Source organism: Aquabacterium sp., from assembly GCF_030652515.1.
Lineage (GTDB): Bacteria > Pseudomonadota > Gammaproteobacteria > Burkholderiales > Burkholderiaceae_C > Aquabacterium.
Map to the genome: position 1 here is coordinate 19,374 of NZ_JAUSAR010000179.1, position 22,797 is coordinate 42,170.

The window sequence follows — 22,797 nt, forward strand, 5'->3', positions numbered from 1 at the left end:
GCTGGCGGCACGCCTAATGGGCCATCAACACGGGCAGACTCATCTCCCTGAGCACCGTCCTTGTCGCGCCACCAAGTACCCACTCGCGTGCGCGACTGTGGCCATAGCACCCCATCACCAGCAGGTCCACCCCCAGTTCCGCCGCCAATGAAAGCAGCGATGCCCCTGGATCCTTGGTGGCATGGGACAGGTGAAACCTAGGTTTCACATCGTGTTGCCGAAGGTAGTGCTCCAGCTTGATGCTGTCGGTCGGGCCGCCTGTGGGGTCGCCAAAGATGGCCACGTGCACCTCGGAGGCCTCGGTGAGCAAAGGCCAGGCAGCGCACAATGCCCTGGCAGATTCACGACTGGCGTTCCAGGCGATCAGCACGGAGTTCAAAGGCACTGGCATGTGCGCAACGCCTGTCGGCACGATGATCGCTGGCTTGCCACTGTCCATGATGACGGAGGGTATGAAGTCATCGGGCACATCGCGGTTTGATCTGATTTTCTGGCCCAGCACCATGAGGTCGGCATAGAGGGCGTTGTTGCCAAACTCATAGGGAGAGGTCAACGCGCCTTCGAGCCAATCGACATTACCCATGCCTGTGGCGGCGGCTTGGAATGCAGCCTTGGCCCGGTTTCGTTTTTCGGCATCCTCTTCCGACAACACGGTGTAGGCGGGACTCATGCCCTCCAGCGGACCCGGGTAGAGCATGAGCCACGGGGTGACCGCATACAGCGCGGTGATCCGGGCAGAACAAGGTTGGGCAATGGCTTGAGCGAACTTCAGCCTTTCAAGGGCGTGTTCCGAGCCATCGACGTGCAGCAGCAGGTTGCGAAGTGAGCGCATGATCATCTCCAGGAAGATTGCGGACAGTTGCTGACGTTAGGTGATTTGCATCCGCACGGCTTGCGTTGAATCAAGAACTGAGGTTTGTGCATCGGTGGTTTGACATCCCCCGTCAGGTTCTTCATTGCTTTTCTGGCCGGTCATCTGGGTACAGCAGATAGCGCTTTCGGCGTTCCGTGAATCTCGTCAGTTCGTGCTGCCAGCGGCCCGCGACGTCCTTTGCCGAGAGGCCATGTCTCAAGGCTTCCGACGTGGACCGCGAAGCAAGGATCGCTTCCGTTTTGTCGATGGCAAACGAGACCGGCCATTGCTCGTGCAGGGTTTGAATGAGGGCCGCCCCCAGCAGTGGCGCATCCAATTGATCCCGATCAGTGACTGAGACTTCAATCCCATGACACACCCGGCCGCTGTAAGGGCCCGAGTCAGGCGTGAAATCGATGGGCTTGAAGGCCACTCCTTTGAGGCCCGTTCGATTCAGGGACTCAGCCAGTTCCGATGCCCTGATCCAAGGGGCGCCGACCAACTCGAACGGGCGGTCGGTGCCACGGCCAACGCTGACGTTGCTGCCTTCGATCCATGCGACGCCCGGGTAGAGCCGGGCAGCAGTGGGCGTGCGAAGGTTCGGGGACGGCGGAACCCAATCCAGGCCGGTCTGCTCGAAGGACATGCTGCGCTCATAGCCCGACATCGCTATCACCTGGAGGTGCAGTGGAAGGTGGCGGCGCTCAAGGATGTCCTGCTGGTACAGCAGCGCCAATTCGCCCATGGTCATGCCATGTTGAACGGGCAAGCTCGCGAAGCCGGTGAAGGACCTCCGGTCTTCATCCATCACCGGGCCAGCCACCCTGTCCGCGCGAATGGGATTCGGTCTGTCAAGAACGACCACCCGCAAGTGGTGTTCCGCGGCGGCCTCCATGGCCAACCCAAGGGTGGATGCATAGGTGAAGTAGCGGGTGCCGACATCCTGCAGGTCTACGACCAAGGTGTCGATGTCTTTCAAGGACCGGGCGTCTGGGCGCGTGCTTGTTCCATAGAGGCTGACAAGGGGCAGGCCACTCAATGGTTCAACGCTGGAGGCCACCTGGCCTTCCATGTCGGCATTCAATCCATGCTCTGGGCTGAAGACCTTGACGAGCGTCAGGTTCGGCGCCCAGCGCAACCGGTCCAAGGTGCGCCATCCTTGGGAGTCGATGGCCGCCAGGTGCGTGATCAGCCCGATGCGGCGTCCAGCCAAGGGGGCATAGCCCTGGGCGCGAAGGACGTCCATCCCGGTCGATACACGAGGAGCTTCCTTGGTGACCATGTCGCCCATGAACATCGGGGCACTCAGACTCGACAGCAGGGCCAGCACTTGCCTTCTCAGCGGACGAACGTCGCCTTTCCCATCGGGATGAACCCGGCTGCTCAACAGCACAATGAATCGCCCCTGGACCAGGTCGATCCAGATGCCGGTGCCGGTGTACCCTGTGTGGCCGATCATGCCCAAGGGCGGAAGGTCGTCCCGGTTCGCCACCATGGGTGCCAGAAGCTGCCACCCCAGCCCCCGGCCTTCCCTCGATGCGACCGGGCCTTGAGGCGCTTGCATCGAGGCGACCGACGATGGCTTGAGGACCTGATCGTGCCGAAGGATGGCCTGGGCGAAGCGCGCCAGATCATCTGCAGTTCCGAAGAGGCCGGCGTGGCCCGCCACGCCTCCCATGCGGCGGGCGGTGGGATCGTGGACGATTCCCTGAAGCATTCTTCCCTCACTGGCCTCGGTGGGTGCGATCCGCTTAACTTTCATCCTGGGTGGTGTGAATCCCGTGTCGTTCATGCGCAAGGGACTCAGGACATGGCGTTGCACATAGACATCCAATGGGAGCCCGGAAACCCGACGCACCAGTTCGCCAAGGACGATGAAGTTGATGTCGCTGTAGGTGGTCTGCGTGCCCGGCAAGGTCACTGGTGTTTCATTGACTGCTCGACGCAGCCCTTCCACATGGCCCTGCCATTGGTCTTTCAGGTCCAAGCCGCCGCGCAGTCCTGAACTGTGTGAAAGCAGTTGCCGGACCGTGATGCACGCCTTTCCGTTCAATCCAAAATCGGGCCAATAAAGCGCTGCGGGCGCGTCCAATTGCAGGCGACCTTGTTCTGCCAGTTGGAGAATCGACGTGGTGGTGGCCACGACCTTGGTCAAAGAGGCCATGTCAAAAACCGTGTCCACCGTCATGGGTTTGCGCTTGGGGGCGAGTGTTCGCGCACCCCAGGCGTGGCGTATCCAGATGCGGTGGGCATCGCCGAAAATGAGCACGGCACCTGGCAGCTGCCGGGCGGCGATCTGGGCTCGAATCTGGGCGTCCAGAACGGCCCATTCTGGGCGATCCTCCCCCATGGCATGGGCCCAAGGCTTGTTGGCCAAGGACAGCACCAAGAACGTCAACCAGGCCAGAGAATGCCGCTTCATGGCGCTGACAGGCCATCGCTGCTGTAGCGATTGCGGGCATTCCAAAGCATCCAGCCATCGGTTCCCAGCGATTCCGCCGCCTGGATCTGTTGCCTGATCTGCGTGGCACCGAAGGCGCGCTTGTCGAATGCGTAGTCGCGAAAGGCCTGAAGCCACGGACGGAGCCTGACCCCATCGACCCCAGTGCGCTCCAAGGCGCGGCGCAGGCTGTGGTTCACCACGTCAAAGGGAGCCGCGGCCGCGTCGGGATGGCCGGGAATTCCCCAGGTGAAGCCTGAGGGATACAGCATGGGTGAAAGGTAATCGACACGTTCGATGATGGTTTCCAACTGCTGGCCGATGTCAGTGTCATTCGTGTTCCACAGCACGTAGCCAAACACATCCGCCGAAATGAACACGTTGCGATGCTGAAGCCGCTGCCTTGCCTGGTCCAGAAATGCATTGATCGCATTCACACGCGCAGCGGCCGTATTGGACTGCGAGAACTTCAGCCCTCTGGCATCCGGGAAACGAAGGTAGTCGAACTGGATTTCGTCGAAGCCCATGTCGGCCGCTTCCTCGGCCGAACCCAGGCTATGACTCCAGGCCGCTGTCTGGAATGGATCGATCCACCCTAGCCCTTCCTTGTCCCTCCAGCGCTTGCCGGAGGAGTCTTTCACGGACCATTCTGGATGAAGTTCGGACAAAGGGTCATCCTTGAAGACGACGACTCTTCCGATCAGGTAGATGCCTTTGGACTTCAAAGCCTGGATCAAGCTGCGTGTGTCGGTTCCTCGGCCGAGGGTCTTTCGCGCCGTCTCATTGGCATTGGCGGCTTGTGTGTGAAAGAGTGTTTGTCCCCGATCTCCCTTCACGTCAATGACCAATGCATTCAGTTCAGTTCGGTCAATCAGCTTCAGGGCCTCTTCCCTCAGCGCCTGGCTACCGATGCCGTAGGTGGAGAGGTAGATGGCTTTTGGACGAATCGGCGCGAGTGAAATCAAGACTTCATCAACGCCGAGCTGCACATCCACCTGCGTACGCTGATAGCCATGCGCCCGGGCGGAAACTCGCAAAGGTTGAATGTCCGCGACACTGAACGTGCCGCCGGGCGTGGCGGGGATCAGGATCTCATTGGCGACCAGAACGGCTTTCTTCAGTGGCTTTCCCGTCGACTGGTCGATGACCACGATCTCGACGGTTAGAGCGGGAAGGCTCCACATCCAGAGACCTAACACCGCCAACAGTCTGAACAGCGCTTTCAAGCTGGCGCCTTGACATGGAAAATCGAGGTGAGAAGAGCTTCGAGACGTTGCTCAGAGAAGTCGTCCACCATCAGATAGCGCGGTTCGGCATGAAGCGCGTCATTGACCGTGGCCGTCCGGTTGCCCAGGGCAAAAGCTGCTTGGTAGCCACAGTCGGCGGCCAGCGCCATCAAGTCATCATCGCAGAGGCCAAAGGGCCACGCCAAGAGCGAAACGGGTTGGCCGCAACGTTGCTGCAACTCGTCCTTGGAACGTGTCAGTTGCTTGGTCACGAACCGACGGTAGTCGTCGAGACCCATGTTGCCTCGCTCTCGGATCAGGTTCGGATGCCAATAGGTGTGCGATCCCAGCGCATATTGCCTGGATCGGGTCATTTCATGGACATGCGCCCAAGTCATCGCATACTTGGCATTGGATATCGCCGATGGGTAGATGAACAGTGTCATCTTCCAACCATACGGGGCCAGGATGGGCGCCATCACTTCGAATTGAGACCGGTGGCCATCATCGGCCGTCAGGACGACGGATCGCTCGGGAATTGCGTTCCCCTTGCCGCAGCGGAAGTCCACCCAGTCCTGCAGAGGAATGACATGGCAGTTCAAACGCTCAATCAAGCGGAGGTGTGCCTTGAACAATGACGTCCTGACCGTCATGCTGTCCGATACGGTGTCGGCAAAACGGTGATAGACCAGTATCGGCAAACGCTGCACAGCGGACGCCCCGTTTGATGCCCAAGCGCTCGTCAGCGGTGTGAGGCTGGCGGAGGCGATGCTCATCACTGCACGCCTTCTGCTGATGAGCCATGTCACGGCCGAGACGCCTCGTTCCCCCGTACCAGCAGAACGGGCACGGGCGATAGGCGAATTACTTGCTCTGCATCACTGCCCAAAAGAAGCCGATCCATGCCGCGGCGGCCATGAGTTCCCAAGACAATGATGTCGGCTTGCCACGTCGTGGCTTCGTTGATGATCAGATCAGCGAGGCGGCTTCCCATGCTCTCAAGCAGCACTGTCTCGGCCGAGAGGCCCGATCCTTCGGCCATCCGCTTGCCTTGCTCAAGGATGGCATGCCCTTCTTGTTTCATCACGGGGATGACCTCATTGATGTAAGTGGCGCAGGTTTCGAAGCCGGTGGCGTACTTCGTCACTTCAACGACATGCAGCAGTCGCAGGGCGCCGCCGCTCAGCCTGGCAAGCCTGATGGCTTCTTCCAGGCCCTTCCTTGAAGTGGGGCTGGCATCGAAGGGGACAAGAATGCGTTGGTACATGGTGTGTCCGTCAGGGCATTTGAGTGCTTCCAGCCTATGCGCCTGCCTGGTCCAATCCATTGACCTCGATCAAGGCAGGCGCAAGGTCTCAATGGAGCAGAAGCAGGGGTGCTTTGACCCTGGCCAGCCAATCAGCCAATCAAGAGTCATCTTCGCCCCTGTTGGCGAGCTGGTGCCTTTGGCGTTGCAGGCTGTGCGCAAAGGCGGGCGGGTGGTCTGCGGCGGATACATGAAGTCGCATTTGAAGCGTTTCCTTGAGTTTGATCAATGCGTGGCAATCGGCAGATTTGAGAATGGGTCTTCTGGTCAGCAGGCGTTCGACATGAAACCTAAGCGCATCCTGGTCATCCAAGGGCATCCGGACCAGTGCCAAAGCCATTTTGGGCATGCCTTGTCAAACGCCTACGCCAAGGCGGCGAGCGAGCATGGTCATGAAGTCCGCTACCTGTGCTTGGCCTCGATTGATTTTCCGTTGCTGCGCAGTCGAAGTGACTGGGAGGACGGGGAAGTTCCCGAGTCCCTGGTGTCGGCGCAAAAAGATATTCTGTGGGCACAGCACATTGCGCTGTTTTTTCCTTTGTGGCTTGGGGGCATGCCGGCGCTTCTGAAAGGCTTTTTGGAGCAGGTGGCAAGGCCCGGATTCGCGTTCACGAGCGGCAAGGGGAATGTTCTTCCTGCCAAGCTGCTGGGTGGGCGTTCTGCGCGCATTGTCGTCACCATGGGCATGCCGGCTTTGGTATACCGCTGGTACTACCGTGCTCACAGCATCAAGGCCATGGAGCGCAATATCCTGGGTTTCGTCGGCATCAACCCCGTGCACGAGACCTTGATCGGGGCCGTTGAAGGAATGTCCGAGGAGCATCGCGTATGCTGGCTTCGGAAGCTCGCAACTCTGGGTGCCAAGGCAGCGTGATTGAAGTGATCATGCGACGAAGTTGAAGCGGGCGATAAAACGGGTCCTCGGGTCCGTTTTGCTTTGCTTGGAAGGTTTATGACGCGTCAGATCCCATCTTCTGAAGGCTCCTTCAATCCGCATGTAGTGGGCATTGATTACGGCGTGCTCGATTCGCTGGTCGGCTATGGCGTGCGCCGCGCGCAAATCGCGATCTACAACGATTTTTTGCCCGCGCTTGAGGCCTGGAACATCACGCCACCCCGCTTCTCGGCCATGGTGATCATTCACCACAACAAGGGCCTGAAGCTCACGGAGCTGGCGCAGGTGCTGGGCATTGCCCGCTCAGGGGTGGTGGCCTTGGTCGATACCTTGAGCGACATGGGCTATGTTGAGCGCCTGGAAGTGCCTGGCGACCGGCGGGCTTATGGCTTGGCATTGACGGCCCTGGGCCGCAAAGACCTGCGCCGCATCGAGCAAGCCGTGCTTGAACAAGACCAGCGTGCTGCCCACCGATTGACGGCCGAGGAGCGCCAGCAATTGCTGACGCTCCTCGACAAATTGGCTTGTCCCTGACTAATTGTTATGATTGATAACAATTTGACGGAGCTGGGTCGTGCATGGCTGGATTGAACGCAAACGATTGCCCCATGTGGCACTTTGAAGAACGAGGTCAAGGGCGCCCGCTGGTCTTGCTGCATGGCATCGGCATGTCCAGCTTTGCCTGGTCTCCCGTCATGGATTTGCTGGCCAAGGAGCGGCGCGTGCTGGCATTCGACACCGCCGGATTTGGCAAGACCCCGCCACTGCCTGATGGCGTGCCGCCCACGGTGCCCAACCTGGTGAGGGGTTTGCTCGATTCGCTGGAGGCCAAAGGCATCCGCGAGCCCTTTGATGTGGCCGGCAACTCCATGGGTGGTTGGATGGCGCTGGAGTTGGCCAAGCAGGGCAAGGTACGGTCGGTGGTGGCCATCTCCCCGGCGGGTCTGTGGAAAGACCATCCGGCATCGTGGGTCCCCCATTTTTTCGGGTTCATGCGCGCCTCTACCCGGTTGTCGCCGGGCGGGGTGAAGCTGGCCATGAAGTCGGCGCTGTTGCGTGAGCTGTTGCTGTCGGTGCCCATCTCTTTCGGCAGCAGGCGCATGCCCGCCAGCGACGCATTCCGCGCAGCGATCGAGTTCGCCTTTGCGCCGGGCTTTGATGCCACGATCGACAACGCAGGGGCTTTTGAAGGGGGGCAGTCCATCGCCTGCCCACTGACGGTGGCCTTCGGTACACGAGACTGGTTGCTGACAAGCAGTGCCCAGCACCGCGATCAGTTGCCCCCCGGTGCCACCTGGGTTCGGCCCGCCAAGTGGGGGCATGTGCCGATGTGGGTTGATCCGTTGGGGGTGGCCCGGCTGATCCTGGACGGCACCGTGTGACGCACCGGCACGCTGAGCCACAACAGCATCACGGCAGCCAGCACCGGCACGTTCTTGACCAAGGGGCCGCAGTGGTCGATGGTCAACTCGGGCATGTTCCACGCGGCGGTGGCGGTGTAGCCCATGATCGCTCCTGCTTGTAGAGCGTAAGTCCACGCGCCGGGGCTTCTGCGCAACAAGGCCAGGCCCATGGCCGTGTTGAGTGTGCAGGACAGCGCCATCATGCGCCAGCCCCACTCGCTAGTGAACCCACAGCGGGCCAGCAGATCCAGCACATGCGAAGCCTGCGGCCATATCGCGGTGATCAGGGCCGTGTAGATCCACATGAAGGCCAGCGTGGCTTGCAGGCCATGGCGCATCCAGCTTGGCAGCGCGACCCAGGTGGGCAAGATCAGCGCCTGCTCCATGGCGGTGGGCTCGCGGCCCAGCCAGAAACGTGCGGCATTGGCGGTGGTGGTGTTGCCATGTTCCAGCATGGTCAGCGTGTCGGGGCTGAAGGCTTGCTGGTCCAGCCATTGGGCCAGGTGCGCGCCCAGCCGCATGAAGGGCATGGGCACCGGCACCCACACCGGGTCGCCCAGGCCTTGCGCCCGCCGATAGTGTTGAAGCATGTCGCGGTAGCTCAGCACTTGTGGGCCGGCCAGTTCATGCACGGCGTCATCGACTGAACCCAAGGGCGATGCATGCTGCGCCATGCGCGCCACGGCGTCGGCCAGCTCCAGCACATGGATGGGTTGCACCCGTTGGTGGCCCAACCCAGGCAGGCCCACGACCGGCATGCGAGCCAGCTGCTGAAACAAGGCGGCGCTTTGGCTGCCAGGGCCGTAGACCAGCGAGGGCCGCACCACCACACCGTCCAGCAAGCCTTGGTGAACCATGTCCAGCAAGGCCTCGTCGGCCTGCAGCTTGGTCAGCGCATAAGGCGTTTGCAAGTGGTGCGGCTGTGAGCCCACGCCCAGCGCTGAGATCTGGATGACGCGCTGCACGCCAGCCAAGGCAGCGCCTCGGAACAAGGCGGCGGGCCCTTGCGCATGGATGCGCTCGAAGCGGTTGCGGGCGTCCTGCATCAGGATGCCGACCGCGTTGATCACCACGTCAAAGCCGCCGGCCGATGTGAGGCGCTCGGCCCAGGCTTGCGGGCTGACGTCTTCGGCGAAGTCGAAGTACAGATGGCTGCTGCCCGCTGTCACGGTCCTGCGGCCCTCGACCACGGTGTGGCCATGTGCCCGCAGGGTTGAAGCAATGGCCCCGCCAATGCAGCCCGAAGCGCCCAGGATCAAGATTCTTCTGCTCATGATGTTGCTCTCCCTTCTTCCTTCATCGATGCCGACTACATCTCGCAATGGTCGTCATGGCAGCGCTGCATTCGTCTTTGTCGGGCCTGTGCGCGCCGCTGTGCGATCACGTTGACCAGTGGTGCCAGGCGCTCGGAGATGCTGTAGCGGTGGCGGGCAAACCAGCGGTAGCCCATGTCGGTGATTGGCCTCAGCACAGGCCAAGCGGTGGGCGCCCACAACCAGCCCAGTCCCACGGCCGCATAGGCCAGGCGAATGGTCTCGACACCGGTGTAGAGCTCGCCATCAGCGCCGATGCCATGCAAGGCTGCGTTCATGTCCAGCATGGTGGGCGGAAGTGCGCTTGACGAAGCGGGCCAATGGTCGGCCAGGTTGAAGTCGGGTGCGCTGATGTTCACGAAGAGCAGTTGACCAGCCACGCTTCGGTGGCGCAGCTCGTCCATTTCCAGGCGGCAGACGGGGCAGGAAGCGTCGTACAGCAGGGTGAGGGGGTAGGCGGTGGTGGACATGGCAATCTCCAGTCAGTGGCTTCTTTAATTTCTGTCTTGAGAGAAATAATTGGTCAAAAAAATGTCAGGATTTGGTGGTTTCAGATTCGCGGCCCAGCAATTTCTTGATGCGGGCACCCAGTTTGAGCACCTTGGTCAAGGTGGCCACATCCAGGCGCAGCATTTCGTCGCTCCAGGCGGTCAGGATTTCCAGGAACTCCAGGGTGGCCCGGATGCGCAGGCGAACCTCGGCGGGCTCCTTGCTCAAGGCCGGATCAGACAGGAGCTCGCGCAGCACGGTCATGGTGGGGGCCAGTTCGCGCTGTTCACGCTCATGCACGATGGTGCGGAACAGTTCCCAGATGTCGGTGGAAGTTTCGAAGTGATCGCGCCGGTCGCCGGGCACATGCACCAGCCGTGCCAGCTTCCAGCTTTGCAACTCGCGCAGGCTGTTGCTGACGTTGGACCGGGCCACACCCAGGGTGTCCACGATCTCTTCGGCGTGCAGGGGGCGGCCGCTGATGTAAAGCAGGGCATGGATTTGCGAGACCGTGCGGTTCACGCCCCAGCGTGTGCCCATTTCGCCCCAGTGCAGGACGAACCGTGAAAGGGTGGGTGACAGGTTCATGTCTGCATTGTCGCGTACTTCTTTTGTTTCTGTCAATACAGAAATAAAGTGCTCGCCGCAGCGAGGCAAGAAAGCGGCTTACTTCACCAGCAAGATGTTGCGCACAGGGGCCTGATAGGCCTCCAGCACCTGCCGCACCACAAAGGTTTGCTCAACCCGGTCCAGGGCTTTGCTCAAGCGTTGCATGGCGGCTTGATAGCGAGCATGGTGAGTGGGGCCTGTCGTGGATTGGTCCACGCGTTCAAGGATGCGACCCAGCAGGTGCACGGCGGTCAGGTGGTTCAAAGGCGCGGTTGGGGTTTGGCGCAAGGCTTTCATGGTTTCCTTTCCACAGCTTTGGAACACCGTCCGGGGGCTGTCAAAGATGGGTCCGACACAATTTCAATGTAGGCCTTGCCCTTGTCGCGCGTTGTCAGATCACAGTCAAATAAAGTGTCGGATAGAACTGACACATTGGGCCTAAATGCCTGGTTCGCCTCGGCCAGGCGATGGGTGGTTGTCCAACCATTTCGCCAGGTCAACCCGGCGCCCACTGCGGATGTCGATGGCCTCTACGATCCGGCTGATGCGCAGAATGATGTCTTGCTCATCGGCCTCGCGGCGCACGGTGACGCTGCGCAAGCCGGGATGAACCGAGATCACGCGCACGGTGGTGTTTTGCAAGACGCCGTTGGTGTCGATGTGCATGACGGCCCAGTACTGGTCGCCTGTTTGGTGGGCACCTTGGTCTTGATGATGGAAGATGGCCCGGCCAATGCCGCTGAGGTAAGCCAGCATGCCTGTGCTGGAGTTCGCCGGTTTGTGAGGCTTCATGTTGCGCTCCTGGCTGTCTTGGTGAGTTTCAAGATAGTGGGTGGGGCGCCATGCCAAACCAGCCGGTTGGGACCACTTTGTTGTGTGAGTCGTGTCCTACAAATGGCATCGCGAAAAGTGTGCGGATCTTATCGATGGCCATGAGGTTTGACACTCCCGCTGAAGGGGGACCCTGGCACGTGTATTGCCATTGAATTAACCTCACCCCAATTGCCCGAAAGGCTCAGCCATGGAAACGGTGCAAACTCAGTTCATCAAGCCAGCCGCGCGGTCCTTTCTGGAGCGGGCCGTGGAATGGTTGGTCTTGACCGCGCAATTCTTACTGAAAAAAGATCCGGACCTTCGCAGGTAGATTGACATGCCCATCCCCAGTCAGATGAACCACATCGCCTTTTCCGCGCCCGGCGGGCCGGAGGTGCTGCACTTGGCCACGGCCCGGGTGCCCGAGCCGAACCATGGCGAGTTGCTCATTCACGTTGAAGCGGCAGGCGTCAATCGGCCTGATGTTCTGCAGCGCAGTGGGCACTATCCGGTGCCGCCAGGCGCCAACCAGCACCTGGGGCTGGAGGTGGCGGGCGAGGTGCTGGCCGTGGGCAGTGCCGACACGGGCTTCAAGGTGGGCGACAAGGTGTGCGCCCTGACCAACGGTGGGGGCTACGCCACGCACGTCACCGTGCCAGCCACGCAGGCCTTGCCCTGGCCCAAGGGTTACGACGCCATCAAGGCGGCGGCTTTGCCCGAAACCTTTTTCACCGTGTGGGCCAACCTGTTTCAAATGGGTCATTTGAAGGCCGGTGAGACCGTGCTGCTGCACGGCGGCGGCAGCGGCATTGGCACCACTGCGACGCAGCTGGCCCGCGAGTTTGGTGCGCATCCTTTTGTGACGGTGGGCAGCGAGTCGAAGCGCGAGGCCTGCTTGAAGCTGGGCGCCGAGCTGGTCATCAACCACCGGGAACAAGATTTCCAGAAAGTCATACTGGAGCACACCCAAGGGCGTGGTGTGGATGTGATCCTGGACATCATCGGGGCCGTTTACTTCAGCCGCAACCTGGCCACTCTGGCCAAGGACGGGCGCTTGCTGCTGCTGGCCTTTCTGGGCGGCACGACGGTCAAGGAGTTCAACCTGGCGCAGATCATGGCCAAACGCCTGAGCGTCACCGGGTCGGCCATGCGGCCAAGGACCACCAAGGAGAAGGCGGGCATCGCGGCTGAATTGAAAGCCAAGGTCTGGCCGGTTCTGGAGGCTGGCCGATGCGCGCCGCTCGTGCATGCCGTGTTCCCCTTGGCCAAGGCGGTTGATGCACACCGCTTGATGGAAAGCAGCGACCACATCGGCAAGATCGTGTTGCAAGTGGGCGCTGCGTGAACGCATGAAAAATCGATTCTGGATGTGGGCTGGCGCGGTGCCGGTCGGGGTGGCATTGCTGGCGCTGGTGGCGTTCCAGGTGACGGTGCACCGCTTGCACGGCAACATTGAAAAAGCCCTGGGCCCCGGTGCCAGCGTTGGTGCTTTGAAGGTCGGCTGGGCCAGCGTGGAGTTGCGAGACCTGCGTGTTCGGGCCAGTGGCAAAGGCTGGCCGGCCGAAGATGAAATGCGCGCGGCCAAAGTCACCGTGGTGCCCGACATGCTCAGCTTGTTCGGCAATGCCTGGCGCGTGCGCAGCGTGACCGTGGATGGTGCCTACCTGTCCGTGTTGCGCACGGTCGATGGCAAGCTGCGGGTGCTGCCTGCCTTGTTCGAGCATGCTGGTTCCCCCGGAGATCAGCCGCCCACCGATCATCCAGGCAAAGAAGGAGCTGCGCCGCACATTGACATCGGCCAGGTGTCGATGGCAGGTGCTCAGTTGGCGTTTTATGACGCCAGCGTTCGCAAACCTGCCCACCTGGTCCACATCGACCAGTTGGCCATCGAACTGGATCACTTGTCAGTGCCCGCCTTGGACCAGGCCATGCACATCGATCTGCAGGGCGTGGTCAAAGGTTCGCAGCGTGATGGCCGCATCAAGGTGGTGGGTGAGTTCACACCAGCCACGCACGATGCGCAGCTCAAAGGTCAACTGGCCGGTGTCGATCTGATCGCCTTGCAGCCTTACCTGGTGAAGCTGAACGAAGGGGGCGTGCGTGCCGGCACGCTTGACCTGAGCTTTGACGCCACGGTGGTGAGCAACCATTTGCGCGCGCCCGGTGTCATCACCTTGACGGGGCTGGAGCTGAACAGCGGTGGCGGTTTGTTCAGCACCTTTGCAGGGGTGCCGCGCCGGGCGGTCATTGCCGCCATGAGCGAGAAGGGCCGCATCGAGCTGAAGTTCTCCCTGGATGGTCGGCTCGACGATCCGCAGTTTTCGCTCAACGAGCAACTGGCTGTGCGGGCTGCTGCGGGCTTGGCCGAATCCTTGGGCGTCAGCCTGACCGGCATGGTCGAAGGCGTGGGCAGTGTGATCAAAGGCCTGTTTGGTCGTTGACAATCGGGTTTTCAATGACCTGAGCTGTTGACCCAAGGAGAAGCCATGACGACGAACTTTGCCACCTGCGATCTTTGCGACGACCACAAGAACGACACCGATGGCGCTTTCCGCGTTTTGCCGCCCGTGTTCAAGGACTATGGCAAACGCCTGAAGTTCAGCGGCCCGGTCAGCACGGTCAAGTGCTTCGAGGACAACACCCTGGTCAAGGCCGCGGTGGACTCGCCCGGCCTGGGCCGCGTGCTGGTGGTCGATGGCGGTGCATCGCTGCGCCGCGCCTTGGTGGGCGGCAACCTGGGCAAGGCGGCGGCCAAAAACGGTTGGGCCGGTGTGATCGTCGATGGTTGTGTGCGTGATTCGGCGGAACTCGCCGAGTGTGACGTGGGCATCCGTGCGCTGGCATTGATGCCTTGGCCCACCGAGAAGCGCAAGGAGGGCCAAGCTGATGTGCCGGTGCAGATTCAAGGCGTGTGGGTGCGCCCTGGTGACTGGCTGTATGCCGATGAAGACGGCATCGTGGTCATGCCCCAGGCCAAGGCCTGATGAAGTGGATGAGGGCCGTTATCCGTTTGCGCTACCCCTCATCTGGGGTATGCCGCATGGTGATATTTTTCCGAAATTGCTAATAGATTAGGGGGATGGACAAACTGAATCTGGCATTGCAGGGAACGCTGGCTGACTACATCAGCTTCATGGACAAGACGGTCGCCAACCGTCAAACCGCTGCAGCGCCAGAGTCTTTGCTGGGCCGCTTGAGCATCCTGCCCATGGGCTGGGACATCCTCGACGAATACGGCCTGGACACCTTCTCCAAACAAATCGTGGGCGCGGTCTTGCCTTGGGCGCAGGCCAAGGACCGGCGTGGTCGCCCATTGGCCGAAGGCGTCAACTTTGGCAGCCAGGATTACCTGTCCTTGTCCGGCCACCCCTTGATCCGCCAAGCCGCTGTGCAGGCCATTGATCAACTGGGTGTGCACGTGGGGGGCAGCGCCGCCTTGATGGGCAACAGCGAAGCCTCGGTGCAGCTTGAATGCGAGTTGGCCGACTGGCTGCACTTGAAGGATTGCTCGCTGTTCCCCACCGGTTGGGCGGCGGGCTATGGCGCCATCCGCGCCTTGGTGCGTGATCGCGATCATGTGGTGATCGACCGCCTGGCCCACGCCTGTCTTCAAGATGGCGCGCGGGCGGCCACCAAGCATGTCCACACCTTTGACCACCTGTCGGTCCAGGCCTTGGAGCGCCAACTGATGGCCGTGCGCGAGAGCTACCCGTCCGCGGGCATCCTGGTGGTCACCGAGTCGTTGTTTTCCATGGACTCCGATGTGCCTGACCTGAAGGCGCACCAGGAATTGGCACACCGATATCAGGCCACTTTGCTGGTGGACGTGGCGCATGACCTGGGCAGCATGGGCCCCGAAGGCCTGGGTGCCATCCAAGAGCAAGGCATGCTGGGCAAGATCGACGTGGTGCTGGGGACCTTCTCCAAAACCTTCGCGTCCAACGGGGGCTTTGTGGCCAGCAATGAGCCGGGCCTGAAACTGGCGATCCGCTTTGGTTGCGGGCCGCACACCTTCTCGAATGCAATGTCACCGGTGCAGGCGCGGGTGGTGCTCAAGGCGCTGGAGATTGTCCGTTCGGAAGAGGGCGTCGAGCGGCGTCGGCGACTGCATGCCAACACGGTGGCCTTGCGGTCCAAGCTGACGGCCTTGGGGTGTGAGGTGATGGGGGTGCCCAGTGCCGTGGTGCCGGTGCTGATGGGCAGCACATCGCAATGCCGCATGGTCTCCCGGTTCTTGCTGGCGGGCGGCGCGATTGCCAACGCCGTGGAATACCCGGCCGTGCCGCGTGATGCCGCACGCTTGCGGCTGCAGGTCATGGCCGATCACTCGCCCACCGACATCGACACATTCGTGTCGGTGCTGTCGCTGGCCATGCTGGAAGCCGATGCCATGCTGGTCAAGCTGCACTCCGAGAACGATGGCGGCCTGCCTGTGGCCCCGCCCCCTGAGGCCACGCCGTTTGCTTCCAGTCAGGGGTGATGGCCCTGACCGGGTGCTGGCGCCTAGATCAGCACTTCCAGCACACGGTCCAGCCCGCCAGTGTTGATGGCAATCATGGCCTGCTCGCGGACCTTGGGCTTGGCGTGGTAAGCCACGCTGAGGCCTGACACGCTCATCATGGGCAAGTCGTTGGCACCATCACCCACGGCAATGGACAGCTTGGGGTCGCATTGAAGGCGGGTGCACAGGGCCAGCAGGTGCTGCTTCTTGGCTTCGCCATCCACGATGTCGCCCAGCACGCGGCCGGTGAGCAGGCCGCCTTCGATCTCCAGCAGGTTGGAGTGGGCTTCGTGCATGCCCAGGCGCGCCTTGACGCGGTCGGCAAAGAAAGTGAAGCCACCTGACACCAACAGTGTCTGCAGGCCTGCGGCCTTGGCGGCGTTGATCAACTCGGGCGCGCCGGGGTTGATCTTCAGGCGCTGGTCGTAGACGGCTTGCAGGGCTTCGGCGGGCACGCCTTTCAGCAGCGCCACGCGGCGCGTCAGGCTGTCCTTGAAGTCGGTGATCTCGCCGCGCATGGCGGCCTCGGTGATGGCCGCGACTTCGGCTTTCTTGCCCACGGCGTCGGCGATCTCGTCAATGCACTCGATGCTGATCAGCGTGGAGTCCATGTCAAAGGCAATGGCCTTGAAGTCGGTGAGCTTCAAAGGCGGGGTGAAGTGCTGGAGGACGAGGCCAGGGGCGTGTTCGGGGGCGAGGCTCATGGATTTGACGGAGGGTGTGCGGCTGGCGGGATTATCGCCTCTGCCCGCCGCACACCCTCCCTCTCAGCGGCGACGTTGTGCCGCGATGCCTGCCACGCCCAACCCCGCGAGCATCAGCAAGTAGGCCTGGGGCTCAGGCACGGCGGTGATGAAACTCAGGGTGACATCGAGCGAGGAGTCGCGCACGCCGGTGCCGGTGGCCACCAGCTTGTAAGTGCCCGGTCCGATCGCCCCGGCCAGCGTTGAGTGGGCAAAGCCGCCCAGCACCCCGGCAAAGGCATCACTGGCGATGAGCGTGTTGCTGGCGTCGAACAGATCCAGGTTCACGCCGATCAGGCGGGGGGCGGTTCCAAGCGCGGTCGAGATTTCCCAGGCGGCTTCGCCCGTGAAGCTGCCGATGCCGGGGCCCACGGTGAAGGTGATCGACTGGTTGAGTGGGCCAACTTCATCGGTCACCAGGGTGTTGAGCCGGAGGTTGTCACCGGCGGCGAAGGGCGTGGGCAGCACGGCGGCCACGTTCAGCACATTGAAGTTCACCGGTTTGGTGGCGGCGTGTGCCGTGGAGACCAGCACACTGCCCACGAGCAGCGCGGCTGGTAACAGCTTGGACAAGGTCAGTTGATTCACATTCACCTCCTGTTAGAAGAAGCCAACGGACAAACTCAGACCACACCTGCTGCCTGAGCAAGGTACAACTTTTTCATCCTAGCCATCCAGAACAGGAGGCGCCAGTATTCAAACTAGGGGTGAAGGGCCCTACTTGATGGGCTGCCCCAGCGATTTCAACAAATCGCGCACGTATTGCGCCCGGTCCTTGGGGTCACTCAATGACTTTTCGACACGTAATTTGTCGTTGCCCGCCAGCTTGATGTGCCGGTTCTTCTGCACCAGCTCGATGATGCGCATCGGCTCGACCGGGGCATTGGCGCGGAAGGTGATGTTGATCAGGCCCGGCGTGGCATCGACCTTCTGCACGCCATAGGGCTTGGCCTGCACGCGCAGGCGGTGCGTGTCGAACAGCGTTTGCGCTTGCGCGGGCAGCTTGCCGAAGCGGTCGATGATCTCTTCCATCATGGCTTCGATCTTGTCGATGGAGTCGGCCGTGGCCACGCGCTTGTACAGGCTCAGGCGCACATGCACGTCGCCGCAATAGCTGTCGGGCAGCAGGGCGGGGGCGTGCAGGTTGATGTCGGTGCCGCCGCCGAACAGGCCCAGTGGCGACAGCAGGTCGGGCTCTTTGCCCGCCTTGAGTGAGCGCACGGCTTCGCCCAGCATCTCGTTGTAGAGCTGGAAGCCCACCTCCATCATGTTGCCGCTCTGGTTGTCGCCCAGCACCTCGCCAGCGCCGCGGATCTCCAGGTCGTGCATGGCCAGGTAGAAGCCGGAGCCCAGCTCTTCCATGCTTTGAATCGCCTCCAGCCGCTGCGAGGCCTGCTTGGTCAGCCCCTCGACATCGGGCACCAGCAAGTAGGCATAGGCCTGATGGTGAGATCGGCCCACGCGGCCGCGCAACTGGTGCAACTGCGCCAGGCCGAATTTGTCGGCGCGGCTCATGATGATGGTGTTGGCGGTGGGCACGTCGATGCCCGTCTCGATGATGGTGGAGCACAGCAGCACGTTGTAGCGCTGAGCCACGAAGTCGCGCATCACGTGTTCCAGTTCGCGCTCGGGCATCTGGCCGTGGGCGATGGCGATGCGGGCCTCGGGGATCAGCTCGCTGAGTTTGTCGCGGCGGTTCTCGATGGTGTCGACTTCGTTGTGCAGGAAGTAGACTTGGCCACCGCGCTTGAGCTCGCGCAGCACGGCCTCGCGGATCACACCGCTGGACTCGCTGCGCACAAAAGTTTTGATGGCCAGGCGGCGCTGTGGTGCTGTGGCGATCACGCTCAAATCGCGCAGGCCTTCCATGGCCATGCCCAAGGTGCGCGGGATGGGCGTGGCGGTGAGCGTGAGCACGTCAATGTCAGCGCGCATGGCCTTGATGGCCTCTTTGTGGCGAACACCGAAGCGGTGTTCTTCGTCGATCACCAGCAGGCCCAGGCGCTTGAACTTGACCGACTCGCTGAGCAGCTTGTGGGTGCCAATGACGATATCGATGGTGCCGTCTTCCAGGCCTTGCATCGCGGCCTTGATCTCCTTGGCGGAGCGGAAGCGCGACATCTCGGCCACGCGCACGGGCCACTGCGAGAAGCGGTCGGAGATGTTCTGGTAGTGCTGTTCGGCCAACAGCGTGGTTGGCGCGAGGATGGCCACCTGCTTGCCGCCGGTCACGGCCACGAAAGCGGCACGCAAGGCCACTTCGGTCTTGCCGAAGCCCACGTCGCCGCAGACCAGGCGGTCCATGGGGCGGGGGCTGATCATGTCCTGGATGACGGCGTGGATGGCGGCGCGCTGGTCGGCGGTTTCTTCAAAGCCGAAGCTGGCGGCGAAGGCCTCGTAGTCTTGCGCGCTGAAGCGGAAGGCAAAGCCTTCGCGGGCGGCGCGGCGGGCGTACAGGTTGAGCAACTCTGCGGCGGTGTCGCGCACCTGCTCGGCGGCCTTGCGCTTGGCCTTTTCCCATTGGCCCGAACCCAAGCGGTGCAGGGGGGCCTCATCGGCGCTGACGCCGGTGTAGCGGCTGATCAGTTGCAGTTGTGAGACCGGCACGTACAGGGTGGCCGCGTCGGCATAGGTCAGATGCAAAAACTCCGACGGGCCGGTGCCCAGGTCCAGGTTGATCAGGCCTTGATAGCGCCCGATGCCATGGTTGGCATGCACGACCGGGTCACCCACGTTCAGCTCGGACAGGTCCTTGATGAGCGAGTCGACGTCGGTGGTCTGCTCTTGCTTGCGACGGCGGCGCGTGGTGGGCGCGGCGTCGAACAGCTCGGTCTCGGTGATGAACTGGAGGCCGGCGCCTGTCGGTGCTCCGTCACCGCTGAGGTCTTGCCAGATGAAGCCGCCGGCAAAGGGCGCCACGGCCATGGCCATGCGGTTGTCACTGGCCTCGAAGGCCTTCAGTGAGTCAACACTGGGCAGGTCGATCTGGTGGTCGCGCAGCAACTCCAGCAGGCTCTCGCGGCGGCCATTGCTTTCGGCGATGACCAGCACGCGTTGCGTGGCGTTTTTCAGGTGGGCCTGCAGCTTGCGCAAAGGCTCTTGCGCATTGCGTTCGGTGGACAAGTCGGGCAGGGGGCGGGCCCAGTCAACCGGATCGTTGCCGCGGATGGACAGCTGCGCGTGGGCACCCGCCAGGGTGAAGAAGTCCTCGGTCTTGAGGTACAGCTCTTCGGGTGGAAGCAAGGGACGCTCGGGGTCGTGCTGCAGAAAGCGATGGCGCTCGCGGGTCTCGACCCAGAACTTGCGCAAGGTCTCGTCCAGCTCGCCATGCAACACCAGCACGGCCTTTTCACCCAGGTGCTCGAAGATGCTGGCCGTCTGGTCGAAGAACAGCGGCAGGTAGAACTCGATGCCACCAGGCACCATGCCGTTGCCGATGTCTTTGTACAGGCGGGCCCGGGTGGGATCACCTTCGATCTTTTCACGCCAGCGTTTGCGGAAAGCCGCTCGTGCGTCCTCGTCCATCGGGAACTCGCGGCCGGGCAGCAGGCGCACTTCGGGCACGGGGTAGAGGCTGCGCTGGCTGTCGGGGTCGAAGGTGCGGATCGAGTCGATCTCGTCGCCGAACAGGTCAACGCGGTAAGGTACCAGCGAGCCCATGGGGAACAGGTCGATCAGGCCACCGCGCACCGCGTATTCACCGGGCGAGACGACCTGGCTGACGTGGGTGTAGCCCGCCAGGGTCAACTGCGATTTGAGCGCGGCCTCGTTGAGCTTTTGCTTTTGCTTGAAGTGGAAGGTGTAGGCCGCCAGGAAAGAGGGCGGGGCCAGACGCGTCAGGGCGGTGGTGGCGGGCAGCAGGACCACGTCCACGCCGGTGTCGGCTTTGACACCTTGTTGCACCCGCCACAGGGTGGCCAGCCGTTCCGAGATCAGATCCTGGTGGGGCGAGAAGGTGTCGTAGGGCAGCGTTTCCCAGTCGGGAAAGATGGCGCAGCGCAGGTCGGGCGCGAAGAACGCCATCTCGTCCATCAGGCGCTGCGTGTCGGCCGGGTCGGCGGCGATCAGCGCGGTCACGTGGCCTTCCGCCTTGCGGGCCTGGGCAAACTGGGCGATCAACAGCGCATCGGCAGAGCCCAGTGGGCGGGGCACGGTGTAGCGTTTGCCAATGGCGATGGAGGGGAGCTTGAGCGAGGGCAACATGGGCGGCGCGAAAATGACAAAGCGCCCGGCGGCGGACTGCGGCCGGGCGTTGATCTGAAACAAGCTTGATTGTAGGTGGGCGACAATCCAGCCATGCCCAGCCCCACGCCTTTGACCTTTTCTGCCCACGACTTTCAGCCGCGCTGTTTTGCGCTGGTGCCTTGTGCGGGCGTGGGGGAGCGGGCAGGGGTCGGTGGCCCCAAGCAGTACCACCCCGTGGCAGGCCAGTCCGTGGTGGCGCACACCCTGGCGGCTTTGGCGGCGGTGACGCGTCTGGACGCGACCTTGGTGGTGCTGTCACCAGACGATGCCGTGTTCGAGCGGCATGTGCCCGGGTTTGACGGCGACCGTGCCTGGGTGGCCCGCGTGGGCGGCGTGTCTCGCGCTGAAAGCGTGGCCAATGGCCTAGAGGAACTGCTGGCCCGTGGCGCCCAGCCCCACGACTGGGTGCTGGTTCACGACGCGGCCCGCTGCCTGATCCAGCCCGAGTGGGTCAACCGTTTGATCGATGAGTGCCAGGACGACGAATTGGGCGGCTTGCTGGCCCTGCCGGTGGCCGACACGTTGAAGGCCTCGCTCATGGGCTCAGGCGGCGAGCCACGTATTCAAGGCACGGTGGACCGCGCCGCCAAGTGGTCAGCCCAAACGCCGCAAATGTTCCGCCTGGGGCTGTTGCGCCCCGCCTTGATCGCGGCTTTGAGCGACCCTCAGACCGCCAGGGCCATCACCGACGAAGCCAGCGCCATTGAGGCCTTGGGCCACTCGCCGCGCCTGGTGCTGGGCGCGTTCGAGAACTTCAAGCTCACTTGGCCGGGCGATTTCGCGCTGGCCGAACGCCTTTTGGCGACACGGCCGGCACGCTGATGGAGGGGTTGGCCGCTTCCTTGAAGGCTGCGGCCACGATGGGCTTCGCCCAATCGGGTGTGTTCGCCAGGGCGGCTGCCTGCAAAGGGACCGCCACGCGCCCTGGTTCACCCAAACCACGCTGAGCCCCTTGCCAATGCAGCACCAGTCGGGGCTGCGGCGCCAAACCAGCCTGAGGATCTGCCTCCACCGTGTTGTCGTACACCCGAAGCTCGGTCAGGTGGGGCAACAACTGGATCAACTGCAAGCGGCTTTGGTCAAAGCGACGGCGGATGTCCACCTCGGGGATGTCGTGTCCACCTTTGGCCACCCGGGCCTTGACGCGGGCAATGTGGTGGTCGGCACTGAGCAGGCCCACGTACCACAGTCGCACTTCAAAGCCCTGCAAGGCGGCTTCTTCCAGCAAGCGTGTGAAGCTGCGCCCGCCGAGGGTGGTCTCGAAGTTGTAGTCCAGCTTTTGCGCGACGGCTTGCTGCAGCAGGCGCTTGCCCTCGTGCCACGCGGCACTGTTGGCTTGCGTGGCGCTCAGGTGTGGCTGCGCACGGCGAATGGCCGCGGCGGCTTCGTCGGGGTTGAAATAGTGGCCCCCACGGCGGCGAATGTTCGCGCCACCAATGCTGCTCTTGCCGGCACCGTTGGTGCCCGCCAGGACAAAAATGCGGGGGACGTGGGCAGTTGATGCCACGGCAAAGTCTCTCTGAATTTTTTATAAGGCAGCGGCACGGTGTGTTCCGTGTGCTGAGGGTGCATCAACCAGGATGCATCAAAGGCGCGTCGAAGTGGCATAAGCCACTGCGGCCTGGCCCAGTTCATCGGGGGGCGCGTCAAAGGCATCCATCAAGGCATCGCGCGACGCAGAAGTTTGCATGCGCTGCAAAAGGTGATCGAATTCTTGCGTCAGGCTGTCCAGCGGCTGGTGTTGGCCATCCAGCAAGGCCTGGTAGGCGTCCATCGACAGCACGATGGCAGTGGGGCGGTCACGCTTGGTGATGGCCACCATGCCTTGGCTGGAAGCCGTGTCGAGCACCAGCCCAAAGCTGTTTTTAGCCTCGGTGGCTGAAAACTCGGGGACTTCCACCTGTTCGCCACGGTGGTTGCGCAAGGTCAGTGCGGTCATGTTGGACGCCTCATGCGATCGA

General features: G+C 62.3%; 23 protein-coding genes. 8 read left to right on the top strand and 15 right to left on the bottom strand.

Going from position 1 to position 22,797, the window contains the following annotated elements; all coding sequences use genetic code 11:
* Window positions 1-13: 13 nt before the first annotated feature.
* The 5 genes from Q7V20_RS20390 to Q7V20_RS20410 all read right to left on the bottom strand — a co-directional run bounded on the left by Q7V20_RS20390 (window position 14) and on the right by Q7V20_RS20410 (window position 5,786).
* Complete coding sequence (locus Q7V20_RS20390; protein WP_304795372.1) at window positions 14-832, bottom strand: universal stress protein; 819 nt, start codon at window positions 830-832, stop codon at window positions 14-16.
* 121 nt (window positions 833-953) lie between these two features.
* A complete protein-coding gene (locus Q7V20_RS20395; RefSeq protein WP_304795374.1) occupies window positions 954-3,275 on the bottom strand; it encodes an exo-beta-N-acetylmuramidase NamZ domain-containing protein in 2,322 nt (773 codons plus the stop codon).
* Window positions 3,272-4,519, bottom strand: coding sequence for a putative glycoside hydrolase (locus Q7V20_RS20400; protein WP_304795376.1), 1,248 nt, complete (start codon window positions 4,517-4,519; stop codon window positions 3,272-3,274). Before Q7V20_RS20400 ends, Q7V20_RS20395 begins: the two co-directional genes overlap by 4 nt.
* Complete coding sequence (locus Q7V20_RS20405; RefSeq protein ID WP_304795378.1) at window positions 4,516-5,295, bottom strand: polysaccharide deacetylase family protein; 780 nt, start codon at window positions 5,293-5,295, stop codon at window positions 4,516-4,518. The genes Q7V20_RS20400 and Q7V20_RS20405 overlap by 4 nt, the downstream gene beginning before the upstream one ends.
* Window positions 5,296-5,324: 29 nt before the next feature.
* Window positions 5,325-5,786: a universal stress protein gene (locus Q7V20_RS20410; protein ID WP_304795379.1), complete on the bottom strand. Its 462-nt coding sequence runs from the start codon at window positions 5,784-5,786 to the stop codon at window positions 5,325-5,327.
* Between the two features lie 91 nt (window positions 5,787-5,877).
* On the opposite strand from Q7V20_RS20410, the gene Q7V20_RS20415 reads away from it, so the two are divergent.
* The 3 genes from Q7V20_RS20415 (at window position 5,878) to Q7V20_RS20425 (ending at window position 8,102) form a co-directional block, all read left to right on the top strand.
* On the top strand, window positions 5,878-6,699 hold the full coding sequence (locus tag Q7V20_RS20415) for an NAD(P)H-dependent oxidoreductase (protein WP_370652521.1): 822 nt from the start codon (window positions 5,878-5,880) through the stop codon (window positions 6,697-6,699).
* 78 nt (window positions 6,700-6,777) lie between these two features.
* Complete coding sequence (locus Q7V20_RS20420; RefSeq protein WP_304795381.1) at window positions 6,778-7,254, top strand: MarR family winged helix-turn-helix transcriptional regulator; 477 nt, start codon at window positions 6,778-6,780, stop codon at window positions 7,252-7,254.
* Window positions 7,255-7,328: 74 nt separating this feature from the next.
* Window positions 7,329-8,102, top strand: coding sequence for an alpha/beta fold hydrolase (locus tag Q7V20_RS20425; RefSeq protein ID WP_304795383.1), 774 nt, complete (start codon window positions 7,329-7,331; stop codon window positions 8,100-8,102).
* On the opposite strand, the gene Q7V20_RS20430 is transcribed toward Q7V20_RS20425, so the two are convergent.
* The 5 genes from Q7V20_RS20430 to Q7V20_RS20450 form a co-directional block, all read right to left on the bottom strand.
* Window positions 7,994-9,397, bottom strand: coding sequence for an SDR family oxidoreductase (locus Q7V20_RS20430; protein ID WP_304795385.1), 1,404 nt, complete (start codon window positions 9,395-9,397; stop codon window positions 7,994-7,996). The two genes, Q7V20_RS20425 and Q7V20_RS20430, sit on opposite strands and share 109 nt — an antisense overlap.
* A 35-nt stretch (window positions 9,398-9,432) precedes the next feature.
* A complete protein-coding gene (locus tag Q7V20_RS20435; RefSeq protein WP_304795387.1) occupies window positions 9,433-9,906 on the bottom strand; it encodes a thiol-disulfide oxidoreductase DCC family protein in 474 nt (157 codons plus the stop codon).
* Window positions 9,907-9,970: 64 nt separating this feature from the next.
* Window positions 9,971-10,513 (bottom strand): GbsR/MarR family transcriptional regulator, encoded by a 543-nt coding sequence (locus Q7V20_RS20440; RefSeq protein WP_304795389.1) that lies wholly within the window; start codon window positions 10,511-10,513, stop codon window positions 9,971-9,973.
* 78 nt (window positions 10,514-10,591) lie between these two features.
* On the bottom strand, window positions 10,592-10,831 hold the full coding sequence (locus Q7V20_RS20445; protein ID WP_304795391.1) for a hypothetical protein: 240 nt from the start codon (window positions 10,829-10,831) through the stop codon (window positions 10,592-10,594).
* 141 nt (window positions 10,832-10,972) lie between these two features.
* Window positions 10,973-11,326, bottom strand: a complete 354-nt coding sequence (locus Q7V20_RS20450; protein ID WP_304795392.1) for a hypothetical protein — start codon at window positions 11,324-11,326, stop codon at window positions 10,973-10,975.
* A 376-nt stretch (window positions 11,327-11,702) separates the two neighbouring features.
* On the opposite strand from Q7V20_RS20450, the gene Q7V20_RS20455 reads away from it, so the two are divergent.
* The 4 genes from Q7V20_RS20455 (at window position 11,703) to Q7V20_RS20470 (ending at window position 15,827) form a co-directional block, all read left to right on the top strand.
* Window positions 11,703-12,692: an NAD(P)H-quinone oxidoreductase gene (locus tag Q7V20_RS20455; RefSeq protein ID WP_370652525.1), complete on the top strand. Its 990-nt coding sequence runs from the start codon at window positions 11,703-11,705 to the stop codon at window positions 12,690-12,692.
* Window positions 12,693-12,696: 4 nt separating this feature from the next.
* Window positions 12,697-13,788 (top strand): DUF748 domain-containing protein, encoded by a 1,092-nt coding sequence (locus tag Q7V20_RS20460; RefSeq protein ID WP_304795396.1) that lies wholly within the window; start codon window positions 12,697-12,699, stop codon window positions 13,786-13,788.
* Window positions 13,789-13,833: 45 nt separating this feature from the next.
* Window positions 13,834-14,331, top strand: a complete 498-nt coding sequence (gene rraA / locus Q7V20_RS20465) for a ribonuclease E activity regulator RraA (RefSeq protein ID WP_304795398.1) — start codon at window positions 13,834-13,836, stop codon at window positions 14,329-14,331.
* A gap of 95 nt (window positions 14,332-14,426) precedes the next feature.
* Window positions 14,427-15,827, top strand: coding sequence for an aminotransferase class I/II-fold pyridoxal phosphate-dependent enzyme (locus Q7V20_RS20470; protein WP_304795400.1), 1,401 nt, complete (start codon window positions 14,427-14,429; stop codon window positions 15,825-15,827).
* Between the two features lie 23 nt (window positions 15,828-15,850).
* Here Q7V20_RS20470 and serB read toward each other — a convergent pair whose 3' ends face one another.
* The 3 genes from serB to mfd all read right to left on the bottom strand — a co-directional run bounded on the left by serB (window position 15,851) and on the right by mfd (window position 20,794).
* Window positions 15,851-16,552, bottom strand: a complete 702-nt coding sequence (gene serB / locus Q7V20_RS20475; protein ID WP_304795401.1) for a phosphoserine phosphatase SerB — start codon at window positions 16,550-16,552, stop codon at window positions 15,851-15,853.
* Between the two features lie 63 nt (window positions 16,553-16,615).
* Entirely contained in the window at window positions 16,616-17,179 is a 564-nt protein-coding gene (locus tag Q7V20_RS20480) for a PEP-CTERM sorting domain-containing protein (RefSeq protein ID WP_304795404.1), read from the bottom strand.
* 129 nt (window positions 17,180-17,308) lie between these two features.
* Window positions 17,309-20,794 (bottom strand): transcription-repair coupling factor, encoded by a 3,486-nt coding sequence (mfd, locus tag Q7V20_RS20485; RefSeq protein ID WP_304795441.1) that lies wholly within the window; start codon window positions 20,792-20,794, stop codon window positions 17,309-17,311.
* A gap of 75 nt (window positions 20,795-20,869) precedes the next feature.
* Here mfd and ispD point away from each other — a divergent pair, with 75 nt between their 5' ends.
* Complete coding sequence (gene ispD, locus Q7V20_RS20490; RefSeq protein WP_370652523.1) at window positions 20,870-21,658, top strand: 2-C-methyl-D-erythritol 4-phosphate cytidylyltransferase; 789 nt, start codon at window positions 20,870-20,872, stop codon at window positions 21,656-21,658.
* Here the strand turns inward: ispD and Q7V20_RS20495 are convergent.
* Window positions 21,597-22,343, bottom strand: coding sequence for a zeta toxin family protein (locus Q7V20_RS20495; protein WP_304795405.1), 747 nt, complete (start codon window positions 22,341-22,343; stop codon window positions 21,597-21,599). The two genes, ispD and Q7V20_RS20495, sit on opposite strands and share 62 nt — an antisense overlap.
* A 78-nt stretch (window positions 22,344-22,421) precedes the next feature.
* Window positions 22,422-22,775 carry a type II toxin-antitoxin system Phd/YefM family antitoxin gene (locus tag Q7V20_RS20500; protein WP_304795407.1) on the bottom strand — a complete coding sequence of 118 codons (354 nt, stop codon included), beginning with the start codon at window positions 22,773-22,775 and terminating at the stop codon, window positions 22,422-22,424.
* Window positions 22,776-22,797 lie beyond the last annotated feature (22 nt).